The 25,544-nt window shown below is 72.9% G+C and carries 23 protein-coding genes, 1 tRNA gene and 1 pseudogene; 13 read left to right on the top strand and 12 right to left on the bottom strand.

Going from position 1 to position 25,544, the window contains the following annotated elements:
• Positions 1-427: 427 nt before the first annotated feature.
• Positions 428-688: a hypothetical protein gene (locus ASD48_RS28445; protein WP_057604592.1), complete on the top strand. Its 261-nt coding sequence runs from the start codon at positions 428-430 to the stop codon at positions 686-688.
• Between the two features lie 105 nt (positions 689-793).
• On the top strand, positions 794-1,555 hold the full coding sequence (locus ASD48_RS28440) for a DUF4239 domain-containing protein (RefSeq protein ID WP_057604591.1): 762 nt from the start codon (positions 794-796) through the stop codon (positions 1,553-1,555).
• 18 nt (positions 1,556-1,573) lie between these two features.
• On the opposite strand, the gene ASD48_RS28435 is transcribed toward ASD48_RS28440, so the two are convergent.
• The gene (locus tag ASD48_RS28435) at positions 1,574-2,485 is read right to left on the bottom strand and encodes a LysR substrate-binding domain-containing protein (protein WP_057604590.1); all 912 of its coding nucleotides are present in this window, start codon (positions 2,483-2,485) and stop codon (positions 1,574-1,576) included.
• A gap of 97 nt (positions 2,486-2,582) precedes the next feature.
• Here ASD48_RS28435 and ASD48_RS28430 point away from each other — a divergent pair, with 97 nt between their 5' ends.
• Entirely contained in the window at positions 2,583-2,948 is a 366-nt protein-coding gene (locus ASD48_RS28430) for a nuclear transport factor 2 family protein (RefSeq protein WP_057604589.1), read from the top strand.
• 143 nt (positions 2,949-3,091) lie between these two features.
• Here ASD48_RS28430 and ASD48_RS28425 read toward each other — a convergent pair whose 3' ends face one another.
• Complete coding sequence (locus tag ASD48_RS28425) at positions 3,092-3,688, bottom strand: TetR family transcriptional regulator (RefSeq protein ID WP_057604588.1); 597 nt, start codon at positions 3,686-3,688, stop codon at positions 3,092-3,094.
• Positions 3,689-3,760: 72 nt separating this feature from the next.
• Here ASD48_RS28425 and ASD48_RS28420 point away from each other — a divergent pair, with 72 nt between their 5' ends.
• Complete coding sequence (locus ASD48_RS28420) at positions 3,761-4,288, top strand: GNAT family N-acetyltransferase (protein ID WP_057604587.1); 528 nt, start codon at positions 3,761-3,763, stop codon at positions 4,286-4,288.
• A 13-nt stretch (positions 4,289-4,301) separates the two neighbouring features.
• Here the strand turns inward: ASD48_RS28420 and ASD48_RS28415 are convergent, their stop codons facing one another.
• Positions 4,302-4,943 carry a hypothetical protein gene (locus ASD48_RS28415; RefSeq protein WP_057604586.1) on the bottom strand — a complete coding sequence of 214 codons (642 nt, stop codon included), beginning with the start codon at positions 4,941-4,943 and terminating at the stop codon, positions 4,302-4,304.
• A 204-nt stretch (positions 4,944-5,147) separates the two neighbouring features.
• On the opposite strand from ASD48_RS28415, the gene ASD48_RS28410 reads away from it, so the two are divergent.
• Positions 5,148-5,672, top strand: coding sequence for a cupin domain-containing protein (locus ASD48_RS28410; protein WP_057604585.1), 525 nt, complete (start codon positions 5,148-5,150; stop codon positions 5,670-5,672).
• A gap of 126 nt (positions 5,673-5,798) precedes the next feature.
• On the opposite strand, the gene ASD48_RS28405 is transcribed toward ASD48_RS28410, so the two are convergent.
• Positions 5,799-6,368, bottom strand: coding sequence for a TetR/AcrR family transcriptional regulator (locus ASD48_RS28405; protein WP_057604584.1), 570 nt, complete (start codon positions 6,366-6,368; stop codon positions 5,799-5,801).
• A gap of 10 nt (positions 6,369-6,378) precedes the next feature.
• Between ASD48_RS28405 and ASD48_RS28400 the strand changes: the two genes are divergently transcribed.
• Positions 6,379-7,887, top strand: a complete 1,509-nt coding sequence (locus tag ASD48_RS28400; protein ID WP_057604583.1) for an MDR family MFS transporter — start codon at positions 6,379-6,381, stop codon at positions 7,885-7,887.
• A gap of 66 nt (positions 7,888-7,953) precedes the next feature.
• On the opposite strand, the gene ASD48_RS28395 is transcribed toward ASD48_RS28400, so the two are convergent.
• Both ASD48_RS28395 and ASD48_RS28390 read right to left on the bottom strand, forming a co-directional pair.
• Positions 7,954-8,027 (bottom strand) — tRNA-Met (locus tag ASD48_RS28395).
• Between the two features lie 53 nt (positions 8,028-8,080).
• Positions 8,081-8,284 carry a cold-shock protein gene (locus tag ASD48_RS28390; protein ID WP_009192932.1) on the bottom strand — a complete coding sequence of 68 codons (204 nt, stop codon included), beginning with the start codon at positions 8,282-8,284 and terminating at the stop codon, positions 8,081-8,083.
• A 385-nt stretch (positions 8,285-8,669) separates the two neighbouring features.
• On the opposite strand from ASD48_RS28390, the gene ASD48_RS28385 reads away from it, so the two are divergent.
• The 4 genes from ASD48_RS28385 (at position 8,670) to ASD48_RS28370 (ending at position 13,110) form a co-directional block, all read left to right on the top strand.
• On the top strand, positions 8,670-8,966 hold the full coding sequence (locus ASD48_RS28385) for a hypothetical protein (protein WP_057604582.1): 297 nt from the start codon (positions 8,670-8,672) through the stop codon (positions 8,964-8,966).
• Positions 8,967-9,064: 98 nt separating this feature from the next.
• Positions 9,065-10,648, top strand: coding sequence for an FMN-binding glutamate synthase family protein (locus tag ASD48_RS28380; RefSeq protein WP_057604581.1), 1,584 nt, complete (start codon positions 9,065-9,067; stop codon positions 10,646-10,648).
• A gap of 13 nt (positions 10,649-10,661) precedes the next feature.
• Entirely contained in the window at positions 10,662-12,425 is a 1,764-nt protein-coding gene (locus ASD48_RS28375) for a thiamine pyrophosphate-dependent enzyme (RefSeq protein WP_057604580.1), read from the top strand.
• A 172-nt stretch (positions 12,426-12,597) separates the two neighbouring features.
• Positions 12,598-13,110 carry a carboxymuconolactone decarboxylase family protein gene (locus ASD48_RS28370; RefSeq protein WP_057604579.1) on the top strand — a complete coding sequence of 171 codons (513 nt, stop codon included), beginning with the start codon at positions 12,598-12,600 and terminating at the stop codon, positions 13,108-13,110.
• A 31-nt stretch (positions 13,111-13,141) separates the two neighbouring features.
• On the opposite strand, the pseudogene ASD48_RS28365 reads toward ASD48_RS28370, so the two are convergent.
• Positions 13,142-13,324: pseudogene (locus ASD48_RS28365) on the bottom strand (cupin); the annotation flags it as partial.
• Between the two features lie 130 nt (positions 13,325-13,454).
• Between ASD48_RS28365 and ASD48_RS28360 the strand changes: the two are divergent.
• The gene (locus ASD48_RS28360; protein ID WP_057604578.1) at positions 13,455-13,907 is read left to right on the top strand and encodes a DUF1801 domain-containing protein; all 453 of its coding nucleotides are present in this window, start codon (positions 13,455-13,457) and stop codon (positions 13,905-13,907) included.
• 116 nt (positions 13,908-14,023) lie between these two features.
• Here the strand turns inward: ASD48_RS28360 and ASD48_RS46060 are convergent, their stop codons facing one another.
• Positions 14,024-16,816 (bottom strand): LuxR C-terminal-related transcriptional regulator, encoded by a 2,793-nt coding sequence (locus ASD48_RS46060; protein ID WP_057604577.1) that lies wholly within the window; start codon positions 16,814-16,816, stop codon positions 14,024-14,026.
• A gap of 185 nt (positions 16,817-17,001) precedes the next feature.
• Here ASD48_RS46060 and ASD48_RS28350 point away from each other — a divergent pair, with 185 nt between their 5' ends.
• Together ASD48_RS28350 and ASD48_RS28345 are read left to right on the top strand one after the other, a co-directional pair.
• Positions 17,002-17,454, top strand: coding sequence for a pyridoxamine 5'-phosphate oxidase family protein (locus ASD48_RS28350; protein ID WP_057604576.1), 453 nt, complete (start codon positions 17,002-17,004; stop codon positions 17,452-17,454).
• Between the two features lie 88 nt (positions 17,455-17,542).
• Positions 17,543-18,232 carry an SDR family oxidoreductase gene (locus tag ASD48_RS28345; protein WP_057604575.1) on the top strand — a complete coding sequence of 230 codons (690 nt, stop codon included), beginning with the start codon at positions 17,543-17,545 and terminating at the stop codon, positions 18,230-18,232.
• Here ASD48_RS28345 and ASD48_RS46055 read toward each other — a convergent pair.
• From ASD48_RS46055 to lanKC, 4 genes are all read right to left on the bottom strand, one after another.
• On the bottom strand, positions 18,168-20,342 hold the full coding sequence (locus tag ASD48_RS46055; protein WP_282438351.1) for an ATP-binding cassette domain-containing protein: 2,175 nt from the start codon (positions 20,340-20,342) through the stop codon (positions 18,168-18,170). The two genes, ASD48_RS28345 and ASD48_RS46055, sit on opposite strands and share 65 nt — an antisense overlap.
• 31 nt (positions 20,343-20,373) lie before the next feature.
• Positions 20,374-21,990, bottom strand: coding sequence for an ABC transporter ATP-binding protein (locus ASD48_RS28335; protein ID WP_242432756.1), 1,617 nt, complete (start codon positions 21,988-21,990; stop codon positions 20,374-20,376).
• A gap of 289 nt (positions 21,991-22,279) precedes the next feature.
• Positions 22,280-22,405, bottom strand: a complete 126-nt coding sequence (locus ASD48_RS43705; protein ID WP_020127262.1) for a SapB/AmfS family lanthipeptide — start codon at positions 22,403-22,405, stop codon at positions 22,280-22,282.
• Between the two features lie 100 nt (positions 22,406-22,505).
• Positions 22,506-25,133, bottom strand: coding sequence for a class III lanthionine synthetase LanKC (gene lanKC / locus ASD48_RS28330; protein ID WP_057604573.1), 2,628 nt, complete (start codon positions 25,131-25,133; stop codon positions 22,506-22,508).
• Positions 25,134-25,544 lie beyond the last annotated feature (411 nt).

Below are 25,544 nucleotides of genomic sequence, written 5' to 3'. Positions count from 1 at the left end.
TGCCGAACGGCCACCGCCCGGTGAGCGCGTCGGCGTCCATTCGTCCGTGCCTCCGTCAAAGGCGCGCACACCGTCAGCGGAGAGGAACAGCATGGTGAGCGGCTGGATCAGCGTCGGTCTCGGAACCGCCGCCGCGCTCTGCCCTCTGCCGGGCGCCTGCGGACCCGCGGTCGTCGTCGACGCCACTCCCACCACCACGCATGTGGTGGTGTGTTCCGCCGACGGCTGGGTCGAGATCGGCGCGCCCTCCCGGCAGCGGCCCGCCGCCCCTTCGTCGCCTCGGCCCGCCCCACGTCCATCGCGCACGCCGGCCCCTTCGGCGCCGGTCGAAGAGCCGGAACGGGCGGCGCACGCGCCTCGCCCTGTCGGCACCCCACCGGCTACGCCCCGTTCGGCAACCCCGCTCCCCCGGCCCGTCGAACGCCCGGTGCCCGCGCCGGAACCGCCGCCCGAGGCCGTCGTCGCCGCCGATGCCTCCGCCGACGCGCCGACCCGGGCACCGGCTCCCGCCCCGGCGCCCCGCGCCGCCCCCTTCCGCTGGGTGCCGCGCCTCCCCTACGGCGGTGGCTCCGCACGTCCGGCTCCCGCCGGACTGTCCACCACGATGACCACCGTCGTGATCACCACCCCGGCCATCCTGGCCGCCGCCGCACTGCGCCCGGGCTCCCGGCGCCGTAGCGGCGGCTGACCACCCAGGGGCCGCCCTTCACCCCGTCCACTCAGCTTACCCCTCCGCCCCTCTCTCATCTGCTCATCTGCTCATCTACTCATCTGCTCATCCTGGAGTCCTGCTGTGCCGGAATGGCTGATCTACACCCTGGCCTGCGCGCTGGTCTGCGCCTTCGTGGTCGCCGCCACCGTGATGCGCCACCGCCGTGTGGCGGACGACGAGGACACCTCGCAGACACCCGACGTCCTCGAGTACATGGTGATGATGGTCGGCGTCGTCTACGCCATCGTCCTGGGCCTGGCGATCGCCGGCGTCTGGGAGGCTCGCGGCGCCGCCGAGGACACCGTGCAGCGCGAGGCCCAGGCGCTGTACGAGATCAACCAGCGCCTGGACGTCTACCCGGCGGCCTTCCACTCCCAGGTCCGGCAGCACATCGACGCCTACGCCCGGCACGCCGTGACCGCCGAGTGGCCGGCCATGGAGGACGACGATCCGATCGATGCCACCGGGGGGCGCCTGTTGACCCGTATCCGCAGCGACATCGCGCACCACACGCCCACCGACGAACTCCAGGCCCAGGCCTACCAGCCGCTCCTCGACCAGGTCGCCGCCGCCGACGACGCGCGCCACCAGCGCCTCGACAGCGCCGGCAGCACCCTGCCGGGCGTGGTTTGGTTCGGCCTGATCGCCGGCGGGATCGTCACGCTCGGCCTGCTCTACGCCCTCCAGATCCGTCGCTCGGCCCGGGAGTTGATGCTGGCCACCGCGTTCAGCGCCCTGGTGGTCTTCCTGCTCTTCATGGTCTGGAGCTTCGACGCTCCCTTCGGCCACTCCGGCACCGACTCGGCTCAGCCGTTGCAGGAGCTGTTCGCCGGCACGACCTGAGACGCACACCTGGATCATTCACCGGACAGGCGACGGCCCTCGGGCCGGATCGACCTGGGTGAATGCTCGTCGGCTGTGTACGACCAACTCGCGCACAGCCGGGTTGTGCGTGCTCTTCCAGACGAGCGCCAGCACCGCTGGAGTCTCGATGTCGTCGATGACGCGCGCGGTGAGCCGGTCACCGTAGCTCGCGGCCATCGACTCGCTGAGGACGGCGACACCCAGTCCACGGGAAGCCAGATCGGCGATGGCATCCGCGGCGCCGGCCTGCAGCCCGATCGCGGGTTGAAGGCCCTGCGCGGCACAGGCACGGTCGAGCACCGCGCGCAGGCCGGTACCGGCCGGCATGCAGACGACCGGATGGGCGACCAGGTCGCGCAGCGTGACACGGCGCTGTCGCGCCAAGGGATGCCTCGCGGGAACAGCCGCGACGAGCCGCTCGCTGATGACCGTCAGTGAGTCCAGCCCATCCGGCGCGGTGCCTGCGGTACCGACGAGGGCCAGGTCGATGGCATCGGCACGCACTCCCTCGACGAGCCTGTCGGAGTTGTCCTCCAGCAGTGAGATCTCCACACCCTGATGAAGCCGGTGAAACGCGGCGAGGGCGTCGAACAGCGGGGTGAGGGTGCAGCCGATGACCATGCCGACCGTGAGGCGGCCCCGGATCAGACCGGTCACCTGTCCCACCACCTGGCCGACCGCCTCGGCTGCGGCCAGTGCGGCGCGGGCGTGTTCGAGCGCGGCACGTCCCGCGACGGTCAGGGTGACGGTACGCCCCGACCGGTCGAACAGCTCGGCACCGAGTTCGCGTTCCAACTGGCGGATCTGGGCGCTGACGCCGGACTGGCTGATGTGGACCCGCCCGGCCGCCCGGGTGAAGTTCCGCTCCTCGGCGACCGCGACGAAGTATTCGAGCTGCCTCAGGTCCATGACTGCAGATTCTAGCTCCCAGAAAATCCATCTGTTGGACTTCTGATACGCGGGCGACGAGGCTGGAGAGCATCGAAGCCGGACCTCAGGAGGAACCGTGCAGGAGTACGAGAAGGCCGAGCGGCCCGAGGACATCACCCGCCTGTTCGTCGAACGATCCAACGCGGGTGATGCGGCCGGGGTCGCCGCGCTCTACGAGGAGGATGCGGTGCTGGCCTTCCCGCCCGGCCGACTGACGGTGGGGCGGGAAGCGATCCGCGCACTGTGGGAGAAGGTCCTGGCCAACCGCCCCCGCTTCGAACCGGAACCGCCGCTGCCGACGCTGATCAGCGGCGACATCGCCCTCACCTCGACCCCGCCGCGGGACGGGGCCGGCGCCCGGGCACAGGTCGTCCGACGCCAGCCTGACGGAACCTGGCTGCGCGTGCTCGACCAGCCCGAGTTCGTCCCGCCCGCCCGCTGAAGCCGCGCGGCGGCGACTTCAGGGGAACCGACGACCTGCCGGGCGGCCGCTTCGCCGCACAGATCCTCACGCGACCGGCTCGCGCCGTGCGGGAGGACGGAGGGGCGGAAGGGCCCACCGGGGCGGGTGGCCGCCGAAAAGGGTCATGACTCGTCGCCTTCCTCGCGGCGCAGGAGAGCCAGCTGCCGCTGGACGGCGGCGGTGACCCTGCGCTCGTCGTCCGTGGCGAGAAGGTCGAGCAAGGCCCCTCGGAGTACCGCCAGCGTCAAACTGCGGCGGATGACACCGTCCTCGGCGTCTCGCTCCGACGGCGGCTGACAGGCGGCCAGGACGTCGAGCCAGTCGTCCACGGTGGCCTTGGCGAACCCGGCCCAAGGACCGTCGGGTTCCACGAGGGAGCGGGTGTAAGCCTCGGCCCACAGACGCAGCAGCGGGCGGTGCTCGTCGGCGGCGAGCCAAGTCCACACCTGATCGGCCGCCAGAGCCAGGCCGACCGGGCCGTCTGCCTGCCGAAGCCGCGCCAGCAACGCCAGTTCATCGGCACGCCCCCGCTCCAGCAGGGCGCGCACGAGTCCGTCCTTGTTGCCGAAGAGGAACATCAGCACCCGCGTACTGGAGCCGATGGCCTCCGCCAGCGGGCGAAGCGACAGGTCGGCCAGACCGTGCGTGAGCGCGTACTGGTAAGCGGCCTCGAGCAACTGGGTCTGGCGCGGAGAGGGGTTTGCGGTTTCCGGGGACATGGTCCTAGCCTAAAGCGACTGACACGACCGTGTCAGTAACCTTCTGTGACGACTTGCTCCGGAGAGTGTGCAATGCCGAACGCGACACGTCAGCGGCAGGCAGTGATCCGCCGTGCCGACCAACCTGGCGACCTGGGCTGGGTGGTGATGGCCCACGGCGAGTTGTACGACCGACAGTTCGGCTGGAACACCGAGTTCGAGGCCCTGGTGGCCGAGATCGTGGCCGAGTACGCGGCAAGGCACTCACCCGCCACGGAGGCAGCCTGGATCGCCGAGGTCGACGGCGAACGCGCGGGCTGCGTGTTCCTGGTCGCCGACGACCAGCCGGAAGTGGCCAAGCTGCGCGTCCTGCTCGTCACCCCGGCCGCCCGGGGCCTCGGCCTGGGCACCCGTCTCGTCGAAGAGTCCCTGGCCTTCGCCCGCGAGGCCGGCTACCGGCGCGTGACGCTGTGGACCACGAACAACCTCGTGTCCGCCCGCAGGATCTACGAACACTTCGGTTTCCTCCTCGCCGACGAGGAACCACATCACAGCTTCGGCCACGACCTCGTCAGCCAGAACTGGACCCTCGACCTCCATGACGGCCTCGCGGAGGGATGAACGACACCCCGCATCACCGCCGGGCCAGCTCCGCCAGCCACGGGTGTCCGGGATGCACACGGTCCAGCCACTCGCCGAGGCGATCCCGCCGCGCCCGGCCCAGCAGCGGAAGCACTTCGTCGAAGTCCGCCCGGTCCTTGGGCCGGGTCGCCTTCGCCTTGAACAGCAGCACCAACTCCGGTATCAGGTAGGGGATCCCGTCCGCCGTCCGCTCGATGATCGCGTCGTACGGCAGCCGCAGACTCTCGTCCCGCCGGCAGACCCACGTCATGCCCTCGTGCGGCTCGCGAAAGACGTCGAACAGGAACCGGCCGCTCACCGGATCCCTGAGCCAGGTCTGGTACGTGGCCGCCAGTGCCTCGACTCCCGCCCCCGCCCAGACCCGTCCCGAACCCACCGCGTCCCAGGTGTACTCGGGGAAACGGTCTCGAATCTCGGGAAATCCCGCGGCGGGGACCGCGATCTCCAGATCACCGTGCGGCCGCGACGGCTCCCCACGGAAGAGATCCAGCGCCCACCCCGCCGCGACGCACCAGGGCGTGGTCACCCCAGCCAACCGCTCCGCCGTCCGCTCCGGCGCCCAGGCGTCCGCCCACCGGGCACGCAGTTCGTCCGCGTCGAGCACAGTGCCGCCGGGCGGCAGGAGTTCGGTCATCGGCACAACCTACTTCCACGGGTCACCCGGGTGCGGTCCTCGCCGGGCGGCCGGACGCAGACCCCGACGCGATATGACCCGCCCGACGCCCGCCGCAGCTGCCGGGCGCTCGCCCGACTGGTCGACCGTCGAGCGGATTGACCCACGATTCCGACTCCGAAATGCACCCGGGCGCCGGTCGATCCCCTCCCTAGAGTCGTAGTCATGACGAAGAAGAACGACACCACGCAGACCGCTCGGACCGCGACCGTCGCCCCGGTCCTCACCCGCGCCGCCGACGCCGAGACGACCTCTGATCCCAGCAGCGTCATGACACTTCTCGCGGACTCCGGCCACACCGGCGGGCGGCTCACCAGCTACCGGTCGTCGTTCGCCGAGGGCGCGGTCGGGGCGCCCGCACACCTGCACACCAAGGCGTCCGAGGCGTTCTTCGTGATCGACGGAGCGCTCCAGGTGCTGGTGGGTGAGGAGATCATCGTCCTGGAGGCGGGCGACTTCCTTCTCGTGCCGCCGCACACCCCGCACGCCTTCGCCGCGGCGCCGGGCAGGACCGCCGAAGTGCTGTTCGTCTTCACCCCGGGTGCCGACCGCTTCGACTACCTGCGGCTCCTCGGCCGGGTGATGCGCGGCGAGGCCGACCCACAGGAGATCAAGGACTCGTCAGAGCGGTTCGACAACCACTACGTCGACAGCCCCGCATGGCGCGAGGCACTCGCCGCACGCGGCTGAACCTGCGCGTCCCGGGGCCCGGGCCCGGCGTGCCACGACGGCCCGGAGCGGACGGAGGCGGCACCGGCCGCCCGGGCCACGGCGTCCAGACGCACGGCGTCCACGCCCAGGTGCGGGATTCCGCGGTCAGCGCACCAGGGGGAGGAAGACCGTGTCGACGATCTCCTCGATGACGTGGTCGGGCACGGGGGCGAAGGTCGTGAGGATTTCCTGGCGCAGCAGGTCGAAGGGGAGGGACTTGACGCGTTCGGTGAGGAGTTCCCGTTTGATCTCACCCCGGTCGACGGCACGGTCGAAGAGCACGTCGAGAGCTTCCTTGCGCCCCGTCGCGAGAGGGTCGCGCAGGTCGGCGGGGCTGGTGCCGGTCTCCTGGTAATAGCCGGCCAGTTGCACGCTCATCACGGTGATGAACTGGACGCGGGTGGTGTTGATCTCCCGCATGAGGGTGAGGACGTCCTCCCGCAGGCTCCCGGTGTCGGGACTGTCGAGTCGGTACTCCTTCAGGGTGTGCACGATGGCCGCCCGCACCAGTTCGTCACGGTCGGCCCAGCGGCGGTAGAGCACAGGGGGGCTGGTCCCGGCGCGCTGGACGACGGCGTCCATGGTGAACCTGGCGTAGCCGTTGGCCGTGAGTTCTTCCCAGGCCGCATCGAGGAGCGCCTTCTCCAGTGCCGCTCCGCGGCGTCGCTCGGGCATCCACACTCCCTTGGCTGTCGACCGGACCGGACCCACGTCCGCCGCGGTGCGCCCCGACCGTGTGGACCCCGCGGTGCGGCGCACGGCGTTCACCGTCATCGTGGGCGCCCTCGCCGTCGTCTTCGACACCACGATCGTCAGCGTCGCCCTGGACAGCCTGGCGAGGGAACTCGATGCGCCGCTGTCCACCATCCAGTGGGTGAGCACCGGCTATCTGCTGGCCCTGTTCGTCACCATCCCGCTCGCGGGATGGGCACAGTCACGCCTGGGCGGCAGACGTCTGTGGATCGCGTCCCTGGCCGTGTTCCTGCTCGGCTCGCTCCTGAGCGCGCTGGCGTGGAACGCGCCCAGTCTCATCGCCTTCCGGGTCGTCCAGGGCATCGCGGGCGGCATCATGATGCCGCTGACGGTCACGCTGATCATGCAGGCCGCCCAGGGCCGCAACATCGGCAAGGTCATGGCCGTCATCACCGTGCCCACCGCGCTCGGCCCGATCCTCGGCCCGGTCCTGGGCGGCCTCATCCTGCATCTGGCCGACTGGCGCTGGCTGTTCCTCGTCAACATCCCCTTCTGTGTCGTCGGCGGCGGGCTCGCCTGGCGCAACCTGCCCCACGACCGTCCCGCGCCCGGCCGCCCCCGCGCCCGCCTGGACGTCGTCGGCCTGCTCCTGCTCTCCCCCGGCGTCGCCGCGACCCTCTACGGCCTCTCCCAGGTCGCGGGCAGCGCGGGCTTCACCGGCGCCGACGTCCTCATTCCGGTGATCGGCGGACTCGCCCTGGTCGGCGGCTTCGTCGCCTGGGCGCTGCCGCGTGCCGGGGCGCTGGTCGATCTGCGGCTGTTCCGCCACCGCGCGGTGGCCTCCTCCTCCGCCCTGCTGTTCCTGGGCGGCATCTCCCTGTACGGGGCGATGATGCTGCTGCCCCTGTACTTCCAGCAGGTCCGCGGCGAGGACGCCCTCGGCGCGGGGCTGCTGCTCGTACCGCAGGGCGTCGGCGCGCTCGTCGCACGCGGACTGGCGGGCAGGTACAGCGACCGCCTCGGCCCCCGCCGGGTCGCCTTCACCGCCTTCGCCTTCGTCACCGCGGCCACGGTGCCGTTCGCCTTCGTCACCGCCGGCACCGACGAGGTCCTGCTCATGGGCGCACTGTTCGTCCGCGGCATCGGTCTGGGCGCCGCCATGATCGCGCCCTTCGGCGCCGCCTACGTGGGTCTGCGCCATGAGGAGATCCCCGACGTCGGCATCATCACGCGCGTCGCCCAGCAGATCGGCGGCTCGGTGGGCATCGCCGTCCTCGCCGTCGTCCTCCAGCACTCCGCCGGGGACGCCCGGACCCCGGCCGGCCTGGCCGACGGCTTCGACGTCGCCTTCTGGTGGTCGGTGGCCCTCACCGCCGTCGCCGTCCCGCTGTGTCTGCTCCTGCCCGGCCGCGCCGAGCCACCGGTCGCCGCCGGCCGGGCGGAAACAGGCGCTGCCGCCGAGGTCCAGGGACCGTCCGGTCGGTCATCACCCGGCGCGTGACCGCCGTCGAGGCCCCGGGTGCCCGCACGGCGAAGGGGCCCGGCGATGCCGGACCCCTTCTTCTCGTAGCGGGGACAGGATTTGAACCTGCGACCTCTGGGTTATGAGCCCAGCGAGCTACCGAGCTGCTCCACCCCGCGTCGGTGATGCCACCCTACACGCGATCCACGGGGTGCTGCGCCGGACGGCCGTCTCAGCCGCGGACGATGTTCTCGGCCTGCGGCCCCTTCTGCCCCTGGGTCACGTCGAAGGTGACCGGCTCTCCCTCCACCAGCTCCCGGTAGCCGTTGCCGGAGATATTGGAGTAGTGGGCGAAAACGTCCGGTCCGCCGCCGTCCTGGGCGATGAAGCCGAAGCCCTTTTCGGAGTTGAACCACTTCACGGTGCCGCTGGCCATGCTGGTCGTCCTTCGATTCTTGCCGGGTGGTCCCGGCTGGTCCGTGTGCGGGGCCGTCCACGATCGGAAGGCACCCGGCGTTCGTCCTACCCCGTCGACGGCACGGTTATCCGACTTATCTGCCGGACAGGGCAGTCAATGTGCCGGAGCCCGGTGCGGCACGTACTTCTCGCGCCTTGCCTCACCTTCCCGGGCTCGCGGGCCGGTGCCGGGTGCGGGATGCCTATTGCCGTGTACCGGGTGCCGGGGCCGGGTGTCGGGGGCCGGGTGCCGCCGAGGTTCCGGCCCTCTGCGTGCCCTGTCCGGCCCATGCCGCCGCGCCGGAAGCGGGCCCGGCTGGTCAACTGGCCGAAAGACTCCGTACCTCTCAGCAAGGGAACGCAATATGGCCGTCGTCGTGGTGCTCGACATGCCGGGGATGACCCAGGCCCAGTACGAACAGAGCGCGGAGAAGGTGTCCGGCCGACCCGGCCCGGTCGAGAGCCCCGCCGACTGGCCGGTGACCGGACTCATCTCGCACACCTCCGCCCCCACCGACAACGGCTGGCTCGTCGTGGACGTCTGGGAGTCCGAGGAGGCGTCCCGGCAGTTCGGCGAGACCATCGTCCCGATCCTGCGCGATCTCGGTGTCACGGACGTGCAACTGCGGACCTACCCGGTGTTCAACGTGGTCACCCGGTAGAACCGGAAGCGGTCGCCGGCCGGGCCGGCCGCAATTCTTGACGATCTCCGGAGGGAACGGAGGGACATGATCGTCGGCTGCCCGGCAACCAGGGGGACGTGACACGTATCGGACTGGTGGTCCTCGCTCTTGTCGCCGCGCTCGTGGCGGGCGCGGCCGCGCTGGGAAGTTCCCCGTGGTGGTGGTCGGCCGCCGCGCCGCTGCTCGTGCTCGGCGCGCTGGGCGCGGGGGACCTGATGCAGCGCCGGCACTCCGTGCTGCGCAACTATCCCGTCCTCGGGCACGCCCGCTTCCTCCTGGAGAAGATCCGACCGGAACTGCAGCAGTACTTCATCGAGCGGAACTTCGACGGCCGTCCCTTCGACCGGGACACCCGCACCATCGTCTACGAGCGGGCGAAGGGGACCGACGCCGAGCAGCCGTACGGCACCGAGCGGGACGTCTACCGCCCCGGCCACGAGTTCCTGGTGCCGTCGATGGCGCCGTGCCCGGTGCCGGAGACCGCACCGCGGGTGCGGATCGGCGGACCCGACTGCGGGCGTCCGTACGACATGGCGCTGCTGAACGTGTCGGCGATGAGCTTCGGCTCGCTCTCCGCGAACGCGATCCTCGCCCTCAACGGGGGTGCCGCGGCCGGGGGTTTCGCCCACGACACCGGCGAGGGCGGACTGTCCGAGTACCACCTGCGGCCGGGCGGTGACCTCGTCTGGGAGATCGGCACCGGCTACTTCGGCTGCCGGACCGACGACGGCGACTTCGACCCGGCGGAGTTCGCCGACAAGGCCGCGCACGAGCACGTGAAGTGCGTGTCGCTCAAGCTCTCACAGGGCGCGAAGCCCGGCATCGGCGGCGTCCTGCCCGGAGCGAAGGTCAACGCCGAGATCGCCCGGGTACGGGAGGTGCCCCAAGGCCGGACGGTGATCTCACCGCCCTACCACCGGGTGTTCTCCACACCGCGCGAACTCGTGCGCTTCATCGCCGGGATGCGGGAGCTGTCCGGTGGCAAGCCGACCGGGTTCAAGCTCTGCGTGGGATCGCGCCGCCAGTTCCTCGCCGTGTGCAAGGCGATGCTGGCGGAGGGCACCGCCCCGGACTTCATCGTGGTGGACGGGGCGGAGGGCGGTACCGGTGCCGCGCCGCTGGAGTTCGCCGACCACGTCGGCACCCCGCTCACCGAGGGGCTCCTGACCGTGCACAACGCCCTCGTCGGCGCGGGTCTGCGCGACCGCGTCAGGATCGGCGCGAGCGGCAAGATCGCGACCGGCACGGACCTGGTCAAACGCATGGTGCAGGGCGCCGACTACGGCAACTCCGCACGGGCGATGATGTTCGCCGTCGGCTGCATCCAGGCGCAGCGGTGTCATACGAACACCTGCCCCACCGGTGTCACCACGCAGGATCCCCGGCGGGCCCGCGCCCTCCACGTCGGCGACAAGACGCTCCGGGTCCGGCGCCTGCAGGAGGCGACGGTGGCGAGCGCGGTGCAGATCATGGCGTCCATGGGCGTCACCGATCCCGCGCAGCTGCGTCCTCATATGCTCCGCCGGCGCATCGACCCCCGCACCGAACTCTCCTTCGAGGAGCTCTACGAGTGGCTGGCGCCAGGGCAGTTGCTCGCCGAGCCGCCCGCTTCCTGGGCGGCCGACTGGAACGCCGCCGACCCCGACCGTTTCACCGTCTGATCTGGAGGATCCCGTGGCCCGAACCGTCGCACGCGTCATCGTGGACGCGCTGAGCGAACTTGGCGTGCGCCAGGTCTTCGGCGTCGTCGGCGACGCCCTCAATCCGCTGACCGACGCCATCCGCACCACCGAGGGCCTGGAGTGGGTGGGCTGTCGGCACGAGGAGGCCGCGGCCTTCGCCGCGAGCGCCCAGTCACAGCTCAGCGGCACGCTGGGCGTGTGCATGGGCACCGTCGGCCCCGGCTCGGTGCACCTGCTCAACGGGCTCTACGACGCGGCCAAGAGCCGTACACCGGTGCTGGCGATCGCCGGGCAGGTCCCGCTCGCCGAACTCGGCAGCGACTACTTCCAGGAGGTCGACAACGACGCGCTCTTCAGCGACGTGGCCGTCTTCCGGGCCACGATCACCTCGGGCGACCAGCTGCCGCAGATGCTGGAGACGGCGGTGCGCACCGCGCTGGGCCGCAAGGGTGTCGCCGTGCTGACCGTCCCCGGTGACCTGGGGGAACGGGAGCTGAGCGGGGACCGGCCGGCCCGGTTCTCGCTGAACGCCCCGGTGAGCCGACCGGACGAGTCCGCCGTCCGGCGGGCCGCCGAGCTGCTCGACCGGGCACGGCGGGTCACGCTGCTCGTGGGACGGGGTGCCCGCGCCGCGCGAGAGGACGTCCTGGCCCTGGCCGACCGGCTGGCCGCGCCGATGGTGCTCACGCTGAAGGCGAAGGAGGGATTCGAGGGCGACGCCAATCCCTTCCAGGTCGGCCAGACGGGGCTGATCGGCAATCCGGCGGCCGCGTCGGCTCTCCAGGACGCGGACACGCTCCTGCTGCTGGGCACCGACTTCCCCTACCGGGACTGGTATCCGGAGGGCCGGACCGTCATCCAGGTGGACACCGAGGCCGCCCACATCGGGCGCCGGGTGCCCGTGGAGGTGGGGCTCGTCGGTGACACGGGCGCCACCGTCCGGGATCTGCTGGCCCGGCTCGGCGCCGCGCCCGCCGGAAGCGAGGACGCGCGCGACCGCTCGCATCTGGAGGACGCCCGCAAACGGTTCGAGCGGTGGCGCGAGGGTCAGGCGCGGCTCGCCGACCCCGCGCACGACAAGGGTGTGGTGGGCCGCCTGCGCTCCGCCCTGGACAACCGCGCCGGTGACATCCGTCCCGAGGCGCTGGCCGCCGTGGTGGACCGCCTCGCCGACGACGACACGGTCTTCACCTCCGACACCGGCATGGCCACCGTGTGGCTCTCGCGCTTCGTCGAGATGCGCGGCCGGCGGCAGCTGATCGGCTCCTACAACCTGGGCTCCATGGCCAACGCCATGCCCCAGGCCCTCGGCGCCCAGTGCCTGGACCGGGACCGCCAGGTGGTGGCCTTCTGCGGCGACGGCGGGCTGAGCATGCTCCTCGGCGACCTACTGACACTCAAGACGAACCGGCTCCCCGTCAAGCTCGTCGTCTTCGACAACCGCAGGCTCGGCATGGTCAAGCTCGAACAGGAACAGGCCGGGCTCCCGGAGTTCGGCACCGTGCTGGACAATCCCGACTTCGCTGCCGTCGCCACGGCCATGGGCATCACCGGCATCCGGGTGACCGACCCGGCCGAACTGGAGGATTCCGTCCGGCGCGCGTTCAGCACCCCCGGGCCCGTCCTGCTGGACGTGCTCACCAACCCCGACGAGATCGCCGTCCCGGCCAAGCCGACCGTCGCGCAGGGCTGGGGCTTCGCGGTGGCCAAGGTGAAGGAGGTCGTGCGCAGCCAGGGGGACACGGACGCGCATTGACGGGTCGTCAGGGGGCTCCGCCGACAGCCCGCCGACAGACGGCCACCAGCTCCACGGCCGTGCCCCGTCCCGGAGCGAGGCCCTCGCGGCGCTCCGGGGCCCGGCGGCACAGTGGGACGGCACGACCCGGTCCGGAAGTCCGGCCGGGCCGCCCCTGACGAAGGAGTCCCCCATGGAGTACCCCGACCTGACGGCCCTGCCGGCGGAGCTGCGGGAGGCCGTCGCCGCGCGCGGTTCGCTCAACGTCTTCCGCATGATCATGCACTCGCCACGGCTCGCCCCCGGCCTCCTGGAGACGGCCGACGCGATCCTGCAGCGCAACGCGCTCCCGGACGGGTTGCGCGAGCTCGCCATCGTGCGGGTGGGCCGCGTCTACCGGGCGCCGTACGAGGTCCACCACCACGAGAACATCGGCCGCCTGGTCGGTCTGAGCCGGGCCGCCCTCGCCGCCGCGGCCACGGGTTCCACGGAGGGGCTGTCGGACGCGGAGGCGTCGGTCCTGCGCTGCACGGACCGCCTGCTCGCCCGGCACACCCTGAGCGACGCCGAGCGCGCGGAGGTGCTGGAGTTCCTCACGGTGGGTCAGCTCTCCGACCTCGTCATCACGGTCGGCTTCTACCAGCTCGTCAGCAACTTCCTCAACACCTTCGGCGTGACGACCGAGGGCGAGACCAGCCCGTACTGAGCCGCCTCCGCGCGCGGAAGTCACCGGCCGGTCAGTCCCGCTCGCGCCCCGGTACGTACAGGTGCGGCAGGTCGACGACGATCGCCTCCCGGGTGCTGCGGGCGATGACCACCACGGCCTCCTCGGCCGGGTCCGGGTTCTCCTCGCGATACGGCACGGACGGGAGGACGAAGACCTGGTCGCCGGGAGAGGTACGCAGCCGTGTACCGACCTCTCCGTGGTGGTTTCCGTGGTCAGCACGGAGGCGCTCCGTCGCCGTCCGGGGGAGGCTGTGACCCACAGCGACGGGCCCGGCAGGACCCGCCGGGCCGATCACGGTCCACGCCTTGACCACGGGAGCAACCATGAGCAGCACCGACGGCAGCACGTACGAGGGATTCACGGCCGAGGAGCGGGCCGCGATGAAGGAGCACGCCGAGGGGCAGAAGAAGGCGGCGCGCCGCGGCTCCCGCGCGGACAAGGCGGCGGAGGCGGAGCGGGACGTGCTCACGAAGATCGCCGAGATGCAGGACTCCGACCGGACGATGGCCGAGCTCGTCCATGCCGTCGTCACGGCCAACGCCCCGTCTCTCGCGCCGAAGCTCTGGTACGGCATGCCCGCGTACGCGCTGGACGGCAAGGTCGTCTGCTTCTTCCAGAGCGCGGCGAAGTTCAAGTCGCGCTACGCGACACTCGGGTTCAACGACACGGCGAAGCTGGACGAGGGCACGATGTGGGCGACCGCCTTCGCCTTGACGGAGGTGACGGCCGAGGTGGAGGCGCGGATCGCCGCACTGGTGAAGCAGGCCGTGAGCTGACGGCGCACCGGCCGGTGAACGGGCGGCGCGGTGGGGCGGCTTCGGCTCCGCTCCGCCCGGCCACGCCGCGCCGTCCGGCCACGCCCCCCACGTACCGCCCACGGATGGTGCCGCCGCTACCGCACGGCCAGGGGTGCGAGACCGAGGCCGGCCAGCACGGAGGTGCCCACGGCGGCGTGTTCGCCCCCGGCGAGCAGCAGCGTGCGCGCCGACTGGTAGGGGCAGTCGGCCGCGTCGAAGGCCGCGGCGGCGGCGAGTTGCCGTGCCGGGTCGCCGTCGAGCAGGGCCTGCGCGCGGTCCACCTGGGCGGTGGCGACCGGATTGCCGGCGACCACCGTGCGGGCGGCGTCGATCCGGGCCCGGGCGTCCGGGTGCCCGGTGAGCACCGCTGCCTCCGCCCGAAGCGCCACGTACCAGTGGAGCCAGACCCAGGACACCCACTTCCACACCTGATCCGGCTCCGGCGCGAGCCGCCGCGCCGCCGCATCCGCGTCCCCGTCGTGGAGCAGCACCATGGCGTCGAAGACCGCCCCGTAGCCGTGGCGGTGCTCGGGTGCGTTGCCCGCCCGGTCGACGATCGCGCGCCAGGTGTCCCGGCCGTCGTGGTCGCCGCGCAGGCCGTGCACCATGGCGACCGCGGCGGCGGCGGGGCCGAGCGAGAACGACCGCTGACGGCCGCTCCGCTCCCACGCGTCGAGGAACCGCGCACTGCCGGTGAGCACCTGGTCGGCACGGCCGGCGAAGGCGTCCGCGACCAGCAGCCAGGACGTGGCGTGGTGCCCCACCTCGGCGAGCAGCGGGTGGTCGGCGAGCTGTCCGCCCCACCGGCGGGCTTCCGGCAGCCGGCCCACTCCGACGGCGGTTCCGGCGGCCATGGCGAGGGCGTCCATGAGCTCGTGCGCACCGGCCGGGGTACGCGGCGCAGAGTCCAGGACGTCGATCCGGCGCCGGGCGGCGGACGCGGCGGCGAAGGCCTCACCGGTCCAGGCCCGGGCCCCGGAGAGCGCGTCGAGGGCGGCCGACTCCGCCACCGGGTCGCCCGCGCACCGGGCGAGGTCGACGGCGCGTTCGGCGCGTACGACCGTCTCCTCCACGGTGTTGTCCAGCTCGCCCTGGACGGCGCCGAACGCGTCGGCGACGACCGCCGCCTCGGCCAGCGCGACAGCCGCCCGAGCGGCCGGGGCGTCACCGGCCAGCTCTTGCGCCGCCGCGAGCAGGGCCGTCACCTCTTCCCGGGAGGGCACCTGCGCGAACGTGCTGGAGAAGCGGTACGCGTCGGTGGCGGCGGCCGCCAGGTCGCCGCCCGCACCGGCGGTGTCCCCGGCCCGGCGCGCGGCGTCCGCCGCGGCCCGGCGCAGCCGGAACATCTCGTCCCCGAGCCTTCGGCACCCGGCGACCGCGGCGGCCTGCCGCAGTGCCGCGGCCCCGTCGGCGTCGTCGGAGAGCCCGGCCGCCTGCTCGTACCGCTGCTGGGACTCGCCGAGCAGATTGCGGAAGAAGGCCAGCTCGGCCAGGGACAGGGCGAGGCGACGCGCGTCCGCGCGGCGATCCGGCCGGTCGGACGCCCAGGTGAGGGCGGCCCGGAGGTCGTCCGCCACGGCCTCGAACCGGGCGCGCCAGTCCGCGCCCGACGCTCCGACGAGGGCACGCGCGCCGGTCGAGCACCAGTCCAGGTGTCGGGATCGGACCTGGACGAGTTCGTCGGCGCCGGTGAGCCGTTCCGTCCCGTACTGGCGGATGGTCTCCAGCGCGTGGTACCGGGTGCCGGTGGCCGAGGACGTCACGGCCAGGAGGCTCTGCTCGGCGAGTCTGCCGAGCCCGTCGACGACCGCGGCGGGATCCAGCGGAGCGAACCCGGCGACCTCGGCGGCCGCCTCCGCGGTGAACGGCGCCACGAACACCGACACCCGGCGCAGCAGGGCCCGGCTCTGCGGCTCCAGCAGGTCATGGCTCCAGTCCAGCACCGCCCGCACCGACCGGTGCCGGTCGTCGGCGCGGGGCCCGCCGGTGAGGATCCGCAGCGGATCGGAGAGGCCTGCCGTGAGGCCGTCCAGTCCGAGGGTGGACCAGCGTGCCGCCGCCAGCTCGATCGCCAGCGCCATGCCGCCGAGCCGTTCGCAGATGGTCACGACCTCCTCGTTCGACGCCGGTCCGGGCGGCTGGCCGACCGCCGACGCGCGGTCCATGAACAGCGCCACCGCCTCCGACCGGTCACCGCCCGCCCGCGACAGCGGCGGTACCTGGAAGACCCGCTCGAACGGCACCATCAGCCTGGCCCGGCTGGTCACGAGCACCCGCAACCGCGGACAGACCGCCAACAGCCGCTCCAGGAACGGCGCCACCGCGTCGCTCACCCGCTCGCAGTTGTCCAGCACCAGCAGCGCCCGGCGGTCCGTCAGCGCGGCGAGCACCGCCTCGTCGATGCCGCGCCCCGGTTGCTCGCCCACCCCCACGGCCGCCGCGACGGCCGCGCCCACCCGACCCGGTTCGGTGACCGGGACGAGGTCGACGAACCACACCCCGTCGGCGAAGTCGTCCGCCATCTCCGCCGCCACCGCCAGCACGAGGCGCGTCTTGCCCACCCCACCGGGGCCGACCACCGTCACCAACTGGTGCGCTTTCACCGCCTCGGCCAACTGCCCGCGCTCCGCCACCCGGCCGACGAACGCCGTCAGCGGGGCCGGCAGGGCGGGTGCCGCGACCGAGGGTTCGGTGCGGGCGAACTCGGCCGCGTGCCGGGCGAGCGCCCGCCGGTCGGGCAGTTGGAGCTTGCGCAGCAGCGAGGAGACGTGCGACTCGACGGTGCGTACGGAGATGACCAGCCGCGCGGCGATCTCCGCGTTGCTGAGGTGCTCCCCGAGCAGTGCGAGCACCTGGGCTTCCCGGGCGGATATCTCTGAACCGATCACCGCCTCATTATCCGTCTCGATATCCGTTCGTCCGTGGCGGATTCCGTGGTGGGCACGGAGGCGACCCGCACCCGTGCCGGGAGAGTCTGTGACCACCGCGACCGGCCCGGCGGGATTCCCGGGGCGATCGTGACCCACGACCGGACTTCTGCCGATCGTGACCACGACGGACTCCCGGAGGACCGATGCACACCGAACCCCGCTCCCACGCTCAGCGTCGTCACGACACCGAACACCGGCTCACCCACGACGTCGACGTCTGGGTGGCCAGCGCCTCGGCGGACGGCGCGCCGTACCTGGTGCCGCTGTCCTTCGACTGGGACGGGGAGGCCCTGTTGGCCGCCACCCCGACGAACAGCCCCACCGGCAGGAACCTGGCCGCGTCCCGTGTGGTGCGGCTGGCGCTCGGCCGCACCCGCGACGTCACCATGATCGACGGCGAGGTCGACGTCCTCGAACTCGACGCGCTGCCGCGGGAGCGAGGCGACCGGTTCGCCGAACGCACGGGCTTCGATCCGCGCGCGTCGGCCACGTCGTACCGCTGGTTCCGGATCGTCCCGCGCCGCATCCAGGCCTGGCGCGAGGAGAACGAGCTGTCGGACCGCGAGCTGATGCGCGACGGCCGGTGGCTGACCTGACCTGCGGCCGGACGCGCGGACGGCCTGGCGTCCCCAACTCGTCCGCCACGTAAGGGGTGAGGTGGTGATATTGGGTATGAATCAGGGTATGGGAGTTCACCTCATCACCGGTGCGGGTTCGGGTATCGGCGCGGCGTTGGCGGCGCTGTTCGCCTCGCGGGGACAGGAGTTGTGGCTGCTGGCACGGGACGAGGCGCGGGCCGGAGAGCTGCGGGCCCGGTTCCCCCGCAGCCGGACCCTGGTGGCCGACCTGTCCGTACCGGGAGCCATACGAGCCCGACTGGAGGCGCAGGCGCTGCCCGGGCGGCTGGACTCGCTGCTGCACGTGGCCGGGGTGGCGGAGTCGGGCCGGGTGGGCGAGTTGAGCGCGGAGGTCTGGCAGGACACGCTCGCCGTGAATCTGATCGCCCCGGCGGAGCTGACGGGCTTGCTGCTGCCCGCGCTGCGTGAGAGCCGGGGACACGTGGTCTTCGTGAACTCGGGCGCCGGTGTGCACGCGCCGCCGCGGCTCAGCGCCTACGCCGCGTCCAAGTTCGGGCTGAAGGCGCTGGCCGAGTCCCTGCGGGCGGAGGAGTTCGCGCACGGCGTGCGGGTCACCACGGTGTACCCCGGAGAGACGGACACGCCGATGCAGGTCCGGTTGCACGGGCAGTTCGGTCTGCCCTACGTGCCGGAGGCCCATATGAGCCCGACGTCCGTGGCGGCCGCCGTCGTCACGGCGCTGGATCTGCCACGGGACGCGACGATGAGCGATCTGATGCTGCGTCCGGGCTGTTGAGCCGGGCCACCGCGCGGTCGCCCCGGGCGGGGCTGTCCCCGGGGCGGCCGTCCCCGGCGTGAGCGTTCCCGGCGCGGCTGTCACGGACGTGGGCATCCCCCGGGTGGGCGTCCCGGGGGTGGCCGTCCTTGGCGTGGGCGTTCATGAGATGGGCGTCCCTGGCGTGTCCGTCTCCGGGGTGGCCGTCTCCGACGAGAGCTTCCCTGGCATGGCTGTCACGGACGTGGGCATCCCCGGCGTGGCAGTCCCTGGCGTGAGCCTCCCTGGCACGGCTGTCACGGACGTGGGCATCCCCCGGGTGGGCGTCCCCGGGCCGACCGTCTTCGGTCGCGCCCGTTCGCCAGTGGCCCATCAGGTCGGCGTAGAGCGGGACTTGGGCCAGCAGGGTCCGGTGCGTGCCGACGCGCGGTCGGCCTCCGTCCAGGAGCAGCACCTGGTCCGCGCTGCGGGCCGAGCTTATGCGGTGCGCGATGGTGACGACGGTTCCGGGCCGTCGGCGGAACGCCTCCTCCACCTGCCGCTCGGCCGCCGCGTCGAGGTGACCGGTGGCCTCGTCGAGGACGACCAGTCGGGCGGTGGAGACGTAGGCGCGGGCCAGGGCCACGAGTTCGCGTTCGCCGGAGGAGAGTCCGGCCGGATCGACCCGGCCCCCGGGTCCGCCCAGCCGCTCCACCAGAGCGCTCATCCCCAGTTCCGCCACCGCCTCGGCGAGGACACCGTCGGGGGTGCCGGGAGCGAGGTGGCAGAGGTTCTCGCGCAGGGTGCCCGCGAAGACGTAGGGGGTCTGCGGCAGCAGGACCCGGGCGTGTGCCAGGTCCTGCCGGGCGATCCGGTCCAGGGGCACACCGCCGAGGAGGATCCGGCCGCGGTGCGGCGTCAGCATGCCGGTCAGCAGGTCCGCCAGCGTGGACTTCCCGATGCCGGAAGGGCCGACGACGACGAGGTGGTCGCCGTCGGCGAGGGACAGGTCGAGCCCGTCGAGCACGGGTTCGGCCTCCGGGCCGTAGGCGAAGGCGACCCCCGACAGGGTGGCCGAGCCGTCCGCGGGCCGCAGGGCGGGTCGGGGGTCCGGGCGGGGCTCCGGGCGGCGCGCGGCGTCGGCGAGACGCTCGGCCGCCACGGCCAGGCGCAGCCAGGAGGCGCCGAGGCCCTGGACCAGCAGCCGGATCGCCGGTTCCAGCGTGGCCAGGACGTAGGCGAGCACGCCCACGATCTCGCCGGCGGTCATGCCGTGGGCGAGCAGGACCGGCGCGGCGAGGACGACGAGCAGGAGAGGGCTGTGCGCGCCCAGCGCCACGATCAGGCGGCGCAGCGCGGACACGGAGGCGAGCGCCCTCGATGCGCGCAGGTGCCGGCGCACCGCGTCGAGGGCCTCGCGTTGCGCGTGCTCGTGGGCTCCGCAGGCGACGATGTCCCGCAGCGCCTCGACGGTCTCGACCGCGCGGCCCGCCAGGGCCTCCTCGGCGTCGAACGCCGCTCGTTGTCTGCGGACGGTCGCGGGCGCCAGGACGGCGAAGAGTGCGAGGGCCACGAGGAGCGGGCCGGCGACCAGGGGGACGGCGGCCGGGGCGAGGACGGCGGTGCCGGTGACGACGGCGGCGACCGTCAGGACGAACTGCCACAGGAGCATGAGCTGGCCGGCGAGCGCGTCCCGTACGGTCTCGACCTGCCGGGTGAGCCGGGCGACGGCGACCGCGGCGCAGTCGTCCCGCGCCGCGCCCGGCGTCACCGCGCGGTGCAGGGTGCCCGTGACGACGTCGCGGAGCAGGCGGTCCCGCAGCGGCTCGACGATCTCGGCGAGCCAGGGGTAGGTCTGCCGGCTCGCCCAGGCACCGCCGAGCGTGCACAGGGCGAACAGGCCCAGTCCGAGGGCCGCCGTGCGGGGCCGGTCCAGCAGGAAGCCCCGGTCGACGGCGAGGGCGAGGGCCTTGCCGCAGACGAGGGCGGGCGCGGCGGAGAGCAGTGTCCACCACGTCAGCCGGAGGGCGGCGGCGCGGTTGTCCGCGAGGCCGCCGCGGATCAGGCGCAGGGCTGTGCCGTTGGCCGCGGTGAGGGAGCGGGCGGCCGGACGCGGCGTCGGGCGGGGCGGGCGGGCGGTGTGTTCCGCCATGGGGTGTCCCACGGGTGTCGTCCTTTCCTGTTCAGCCCTGCGCGTCCCCGGCACCGCGGAACATGCCGCGGTAGGCGGGCAGGCGCCACAGCTCGTGGTGCGGGGCGAGGGCCCGGACGCGGCCCTCGTGCAGCCAGACCACGAGGTCCGCTCGGGCGGCCGTGGCCGTCCGGCGCGTCACGACCAGCCGGGTGCGGTGGGCGTGGGTGTCGTCGATGGCACGCAGGACCGCGGCCTCGGTGGCGGAGTCCAGGCTGGACGTCGCGTCGTCGAGGACGAGCAGCCGGCCGTCGCGGGCCAGGGCGCGCGCGAGTCCCAGGCGCTGGCGCTGCCCTCCGGAGAGGGGCGCGTCACGGACGGGGGTCAGATAGCCGGCGGGCAGACGCCGGATGAAGACGTCGGCCTGGGCGGCTCGCGCGGCCGCGCGGACCCGGGCTTCGGGGAGGGGTTCAGCCGCGACGCGCAGCGCGTCGAGGACCGTGGCGCCGGTCAGCCGCGGGTCGCTGAAGGCGTAGGCGACGGCGGCGCGCAGGTCGGCGGGGCGGATCTCGTCCATGGGTACGCCGTCGAGCAGCACGGTGCCGCGCTCCGGGGCCAGGAGTCCCCCGGCCACCGCGGCCAGCAGGGAGGTGCCCGCGCCGGAGCGGCCCACGAGGGCGACGCAGCGCCCGGCGGGGAGCGTGAGGTCCAGCGCGTCGAGGACGGTGCAGCCCGCCCTGCGTACGGTGACCGCGTGCAGCTCGACGTGTCCGGGTCCCGGCGGCAGGCCGCGCAGCCCAGGGGGCTGCCGGGGCGGCGCGAGGACCTCGTGGACCCGCCGGCGTCCGGCTCGGGCCCGGGCGTGGTCCAGCAGGCTCTGCGCGGTGCCGAACCCGCCGAGTCCCAGCGTGGCGTAGCCGAGCGCGGCGACGAGGCCGCCCGCGCCCAGTGCCCCGGTGGACAGTTCGTACCCGGCGACGGCGATCACGGTGATCTGGGTCGCGGGGGCGAGCAGTCCGGTGGACCAGGCGACCCGGCGCTGGCTGTCCCACAGGGCGCGGCCGTGCCGGGAGAGTTCGGGTACCGGTGCCAGGACGCGCTCGATCTCGCGCTCGACCGTTCCGGCGGCCGCGATGGTGCGGTGGCCGGCCAGGGCGTCCAGCAGCCGGGCGGCCACGGCGGCCTGTGCGGCCTGATAGCCCTCTCCCCGTCGCACGGTCCGCCGCAGATGGCGGCGCAGCAGCAGCCAGCCCACGGGCGCCGTGATCCCGAAGGCGGCGGCCAGTTCCGGGGCGAGCAGCCCGAGGGCGAGCACGGAGCCGGCCGCCATGGCGAGTTGGGCGACGGCGTACACGGCCGCCTGGACACTCAGTCCGGCCTCGGCGGCGCTCGCGGTGATCCGGGCGACCAGGTCTCCGGTGGCCGTCCGCCGGGCGGGGTACGGGCCGACGGCCATGATGTGCCGTATCAGGGCGGCGCGCAGCCGTGCCGTCGCCTCGGCGGTGGCGCGCGGGCCGGCGTACTGCGCGAGGGTCTCGGCCGCCGTGAGCAGGCAGAGGACCGCGGCGAGCGGCGCGACGCCCGCCCCGGCGTCGCCGGACAGGGCACGGTCGACGGCCGCGGCGAGGGCGGCGGGCAGCACCAGCGCGGCGACCGAACTCGTCGCCACCGAGAGGGCGAGGACGGTGGGCCAGCACCATCGGGCGGGGGCGCTCGGCAGGCCGTTCCGGGGCGGTCGGGCATCCTGTGCGAGGGTGGGCGAAGCCGTACGATCGGGAGCCCCGCTCCGCTGTGGCTGCTGTCGGTGGTCCTGTCTCATACGGGGGCTCCTGCGGGAGATGGACGGGCGGTCTGCGGGGCGGCACGAGAACGCCGGCCCGGGCTGTCCCTCAGCCCGGGCCGGCTCTGTTCACCAGGTCATCCGAGGGTGGGGCGGTCGGACGGCCCGGGCGGTGCGACTACAGGCACAGCAGCGTGCTGACGGTGCTGTTGGTGCAGTTGACGGCGCTGAGGGAGCTGAGCACCGACAGGTACTCGGTGGTCTCCTCGGGGGTCTCCAGGGCCTGCAGGCTGAGGATGGACATGGTGTACTCCTGTCACTTCGGTTGGGGCTTTCCGGCGATCGCCGGAAACTCTGGGCTGCGACCGTGTGTCGCAGGGGGCGCCGCTGCCGTCGGAGGGCGGTCAGGACGCCTTGGGGAGGGCGAGGGACGCGGGAGCCGCGGCCCCTCGGCCGTTCCAGAAGGGCAGCGCCGGGGTGTCGGCGAGGGCCGAGCCGAGCGCGAGCAGGACGCCGGCCGAGCCGGTGGCGAGGTCCATCGACAGGCGCAGCAACTGCTCGCCGGGGAAGGCCGCGTGCCCCTGGTAGGGGACGAGATGCCAGACCAGGCGCCGGATGTGGCGTCGGATGACCTGGTCGTGGAGTGTGGTGTCGTCCTGGAGCAGGCGCAGCAGCAGGATCAGCCCCGCCCGCCCGTTGAACAGGCCGGACTGGACGATGAACTCGGGCTCGGCGGCGCCGCGGATCTGTTCGAGGCTGCGTCGGCGCTGCGGGTCTGGGCGGTGGCGCAGCAGGGCGTGCAGGGGCGCGGCGATGCCGGCGCTGCCCGATTCGAGGTACGGCAGGACCCGGCTGCCGTCGTCGACCTGGAGGGTCCCGTCGTCGCCCAGGACGCATCGGGCCAGGTCGAGGTCGAGGGCGTGTTCCGCGAGGTCCAGCAGCCCGGCGTCACCGGTGCTGTCGTGGAGGCTCAGGAAGAACAGGGCCGCGCCGGATGCGCCGTGCAGCAGCCCCGGGCGGCGGGCGGGTGCCGGGCCTGCCTTGCCGGAGTCCGGTTTCAGGCGGGCGGCGAGACGTTCGGCGACATCGACCGCGACGGCGTGCAGGGAGGCGTCGGCGGTGGTGCCGGCGAAGTGCAGCAGAGTCAGCCCGATGCCGGGCAGACCACCGGCCAGATCGCTCCCCTGGGCGTCGAGCGGGTCCTTGAGGAGCCGGTCGAGGAGGTTGTGCGCCTGCCGCGTGTGACCGAGCCGGTCCAGGGCGAAGGCCACTCCGTGCGCGCCGGTGTAGAGGCCGGGACGGCAGGGTTCGCGTGCGACGGCCTCCCCGAGCCATTCGACGTGGTCGGGGTCGACGGGCGCACCCACGGTGTGCAGGGCCCAGAGCACGCCCGCCGCGCCGTAGGCGAGGCCGAGTCCGTCGTGGGTGAACTGGCTGGGGTCTCCGGGGAAGAGGCGATCGGTGCGCTCGGGGGTGGCGCTGGCGTTGATCGCCGCGACCAGCGAGTCCCGCAGCGCGGGCCAGTCGGCGCGGTCGCCGCTGAACAGGGTTGCCGGTGCGGCGCGTTCGCGGGGATCGGCGGGTGGTACGGAGGGCGGGGCGGGAGGCGGGGCTTGCGAGAGCGCGGGAGGCGGGGCCTGGGGCGGTGCGGGCGGCCGGCCGTCGGCCGGTCGGGCGGGCAGTCCGAAGCGTCTCGCGGCGGCGTCCGTCAGTTCGTCCCGTTTCCCCGGGTCCAGCGAGGTCAGCTGCAGCAGCGGCATGAAGATCCACAACCGGAGGGCGTCGAGCGCGTACGTGTCGATCGCGTAGCCCTCGAGGTCGGGAGGGGCGGCGAAGCCGGCGGCGCCGAGCGCGGGTCTGACGAACGCGTCGGCGGGCGAGGCGAGTTCGAAGTCCACGAAGCACACCCGTCCGTCCGGGCGGACGATCAGGTTGCGCGGGTGGAGGTCTCCGAAGACGACACCGCGCGCGTGGATGGCGCGCAGCCCCTCCTCGACGCCGGCGAGGACGGTCAGCGCCTCCTCCCGGTAGCGGTCGATCGTCTCCCGGTCGGGATCGGGATGGACCAGGGGGTAGCGCCGCCCGAACCATCTGTTCAGGGGCTCGCCGGGCACGTACTCCTGCACCAGGAAGTGGTGTTCCCAGGCCGTGAGGCGGCCCAGCGCGGCCGGCACGACGGGTACGCCTTCCAGGCGCCGCAGGATGTCGTGCTCTCTGCCGAGCCGCAGTACGGCGTCGTCGCCGCGCTGGTCGAGGCCGGCGTCCGGTCGGGCCTCCTTGAGGACCACCTGATCGCCGCCGGTGGCGGGGCGCGCGATGTAGATGCCTCCGCCGTTGGAGAAGTGCAGGGCCCGTTCGACCGTGTACGGGAAGTCGGCCGTGCTCGTCGCGGCCCGGTCGGTCAGGGCCTGGGCCAGGACGGCGGGCACGGGAGCCCACTCGGGCACCTCGAACACGGCGCGTCTCACGTCCGGGCGGAGTCGGCCCGAGGGTTCGCGCAGGGCCAGGACCAGTTCACCGGTCTCGGATCGGCAGAACTGCTCCGTGAAGCCGCCGTAGCGCAGGTAGAGCGGCCCGTTGCGCCAGCGCAGGTCGCTGAGTATGTACGGTCCGCGCAGGCCGGCGAGAGCTTCGTCCAGGTCGGTGAGACACCGCTCGAGCTCGGGTTCGTCGACCGGGTACAGGGTCATGAACTTGCCGCTGGACCCGCGCGAGGCGTACTTCGCGTTCTGGGTCTGCACGAGGGCCGGGCTGCGCAGGAACTTGTGGGCCACGCGCTGTTCGAAGCAGTACGAGCCGACGACGGAGAGAATGTGCTCCGCGTTGTCCAGACACGCGGAGACGTGAATCTTCCAGCCCTGGTCGGGCAGTTCGACGTCGGCGGGCCGGCGGCCCACCCACACCTCTCTCGCGGAGGCCAGCCAGCCGTCGGGTAAGGGTTCACCGACGGCCGCGAACTCCTCCACGGCCGCCCATCGGACCGGCGAATCGTAGAACACTTTGTCGGCGTACGAAAACGCCTCGTAGCGCATATCCATAACGCTCCCCCCATCACAGCGACAAGCCATTCCCGGACGGATGCAGTACGCACGCTGTTCCCCGTCAACTCCCTTACGGAGTGATAGGTTGAACGTTTTTCGTCCTGCGATGTGAAGGTAGGGCACGCCGGTCTTCGGTTGACAGAGCGCATTCAACGCGCACATCGGGGCGCGCGAAGCCCGGGCATCTCGTCGTTCTGCATGTCCATTGCACCGCGCATATGCGTTCGGCCTGCCCCTGGCGGATCTCGGCCGAACCGAACACACATGCCGCCACCATTGACCGGTACACGAAGCCCGGAATCCGGCCCGACCCGCATCCGTTCTCCCGGTCGGGAACGAAGTGGAGGAGACGGTGCGCAGCCGCATGGCGGCACTGGCCCCTTGTTTCGGTGGGCGACCCGG

This window comes from Streptomyces sp. Root1310, from assembly GCF_001426425.1.
In the GTDB taxonomy this organism is placed as follows: Bacteria; Actinomycetota; Actinomycetes; order Streptomycetales; family Streptomycetaceae; genus Streptomyces.
Note: the sequence above shows the minus strand (reverse complement) of the source record. Positions and strands in the feature narration are given on the sequence as shown.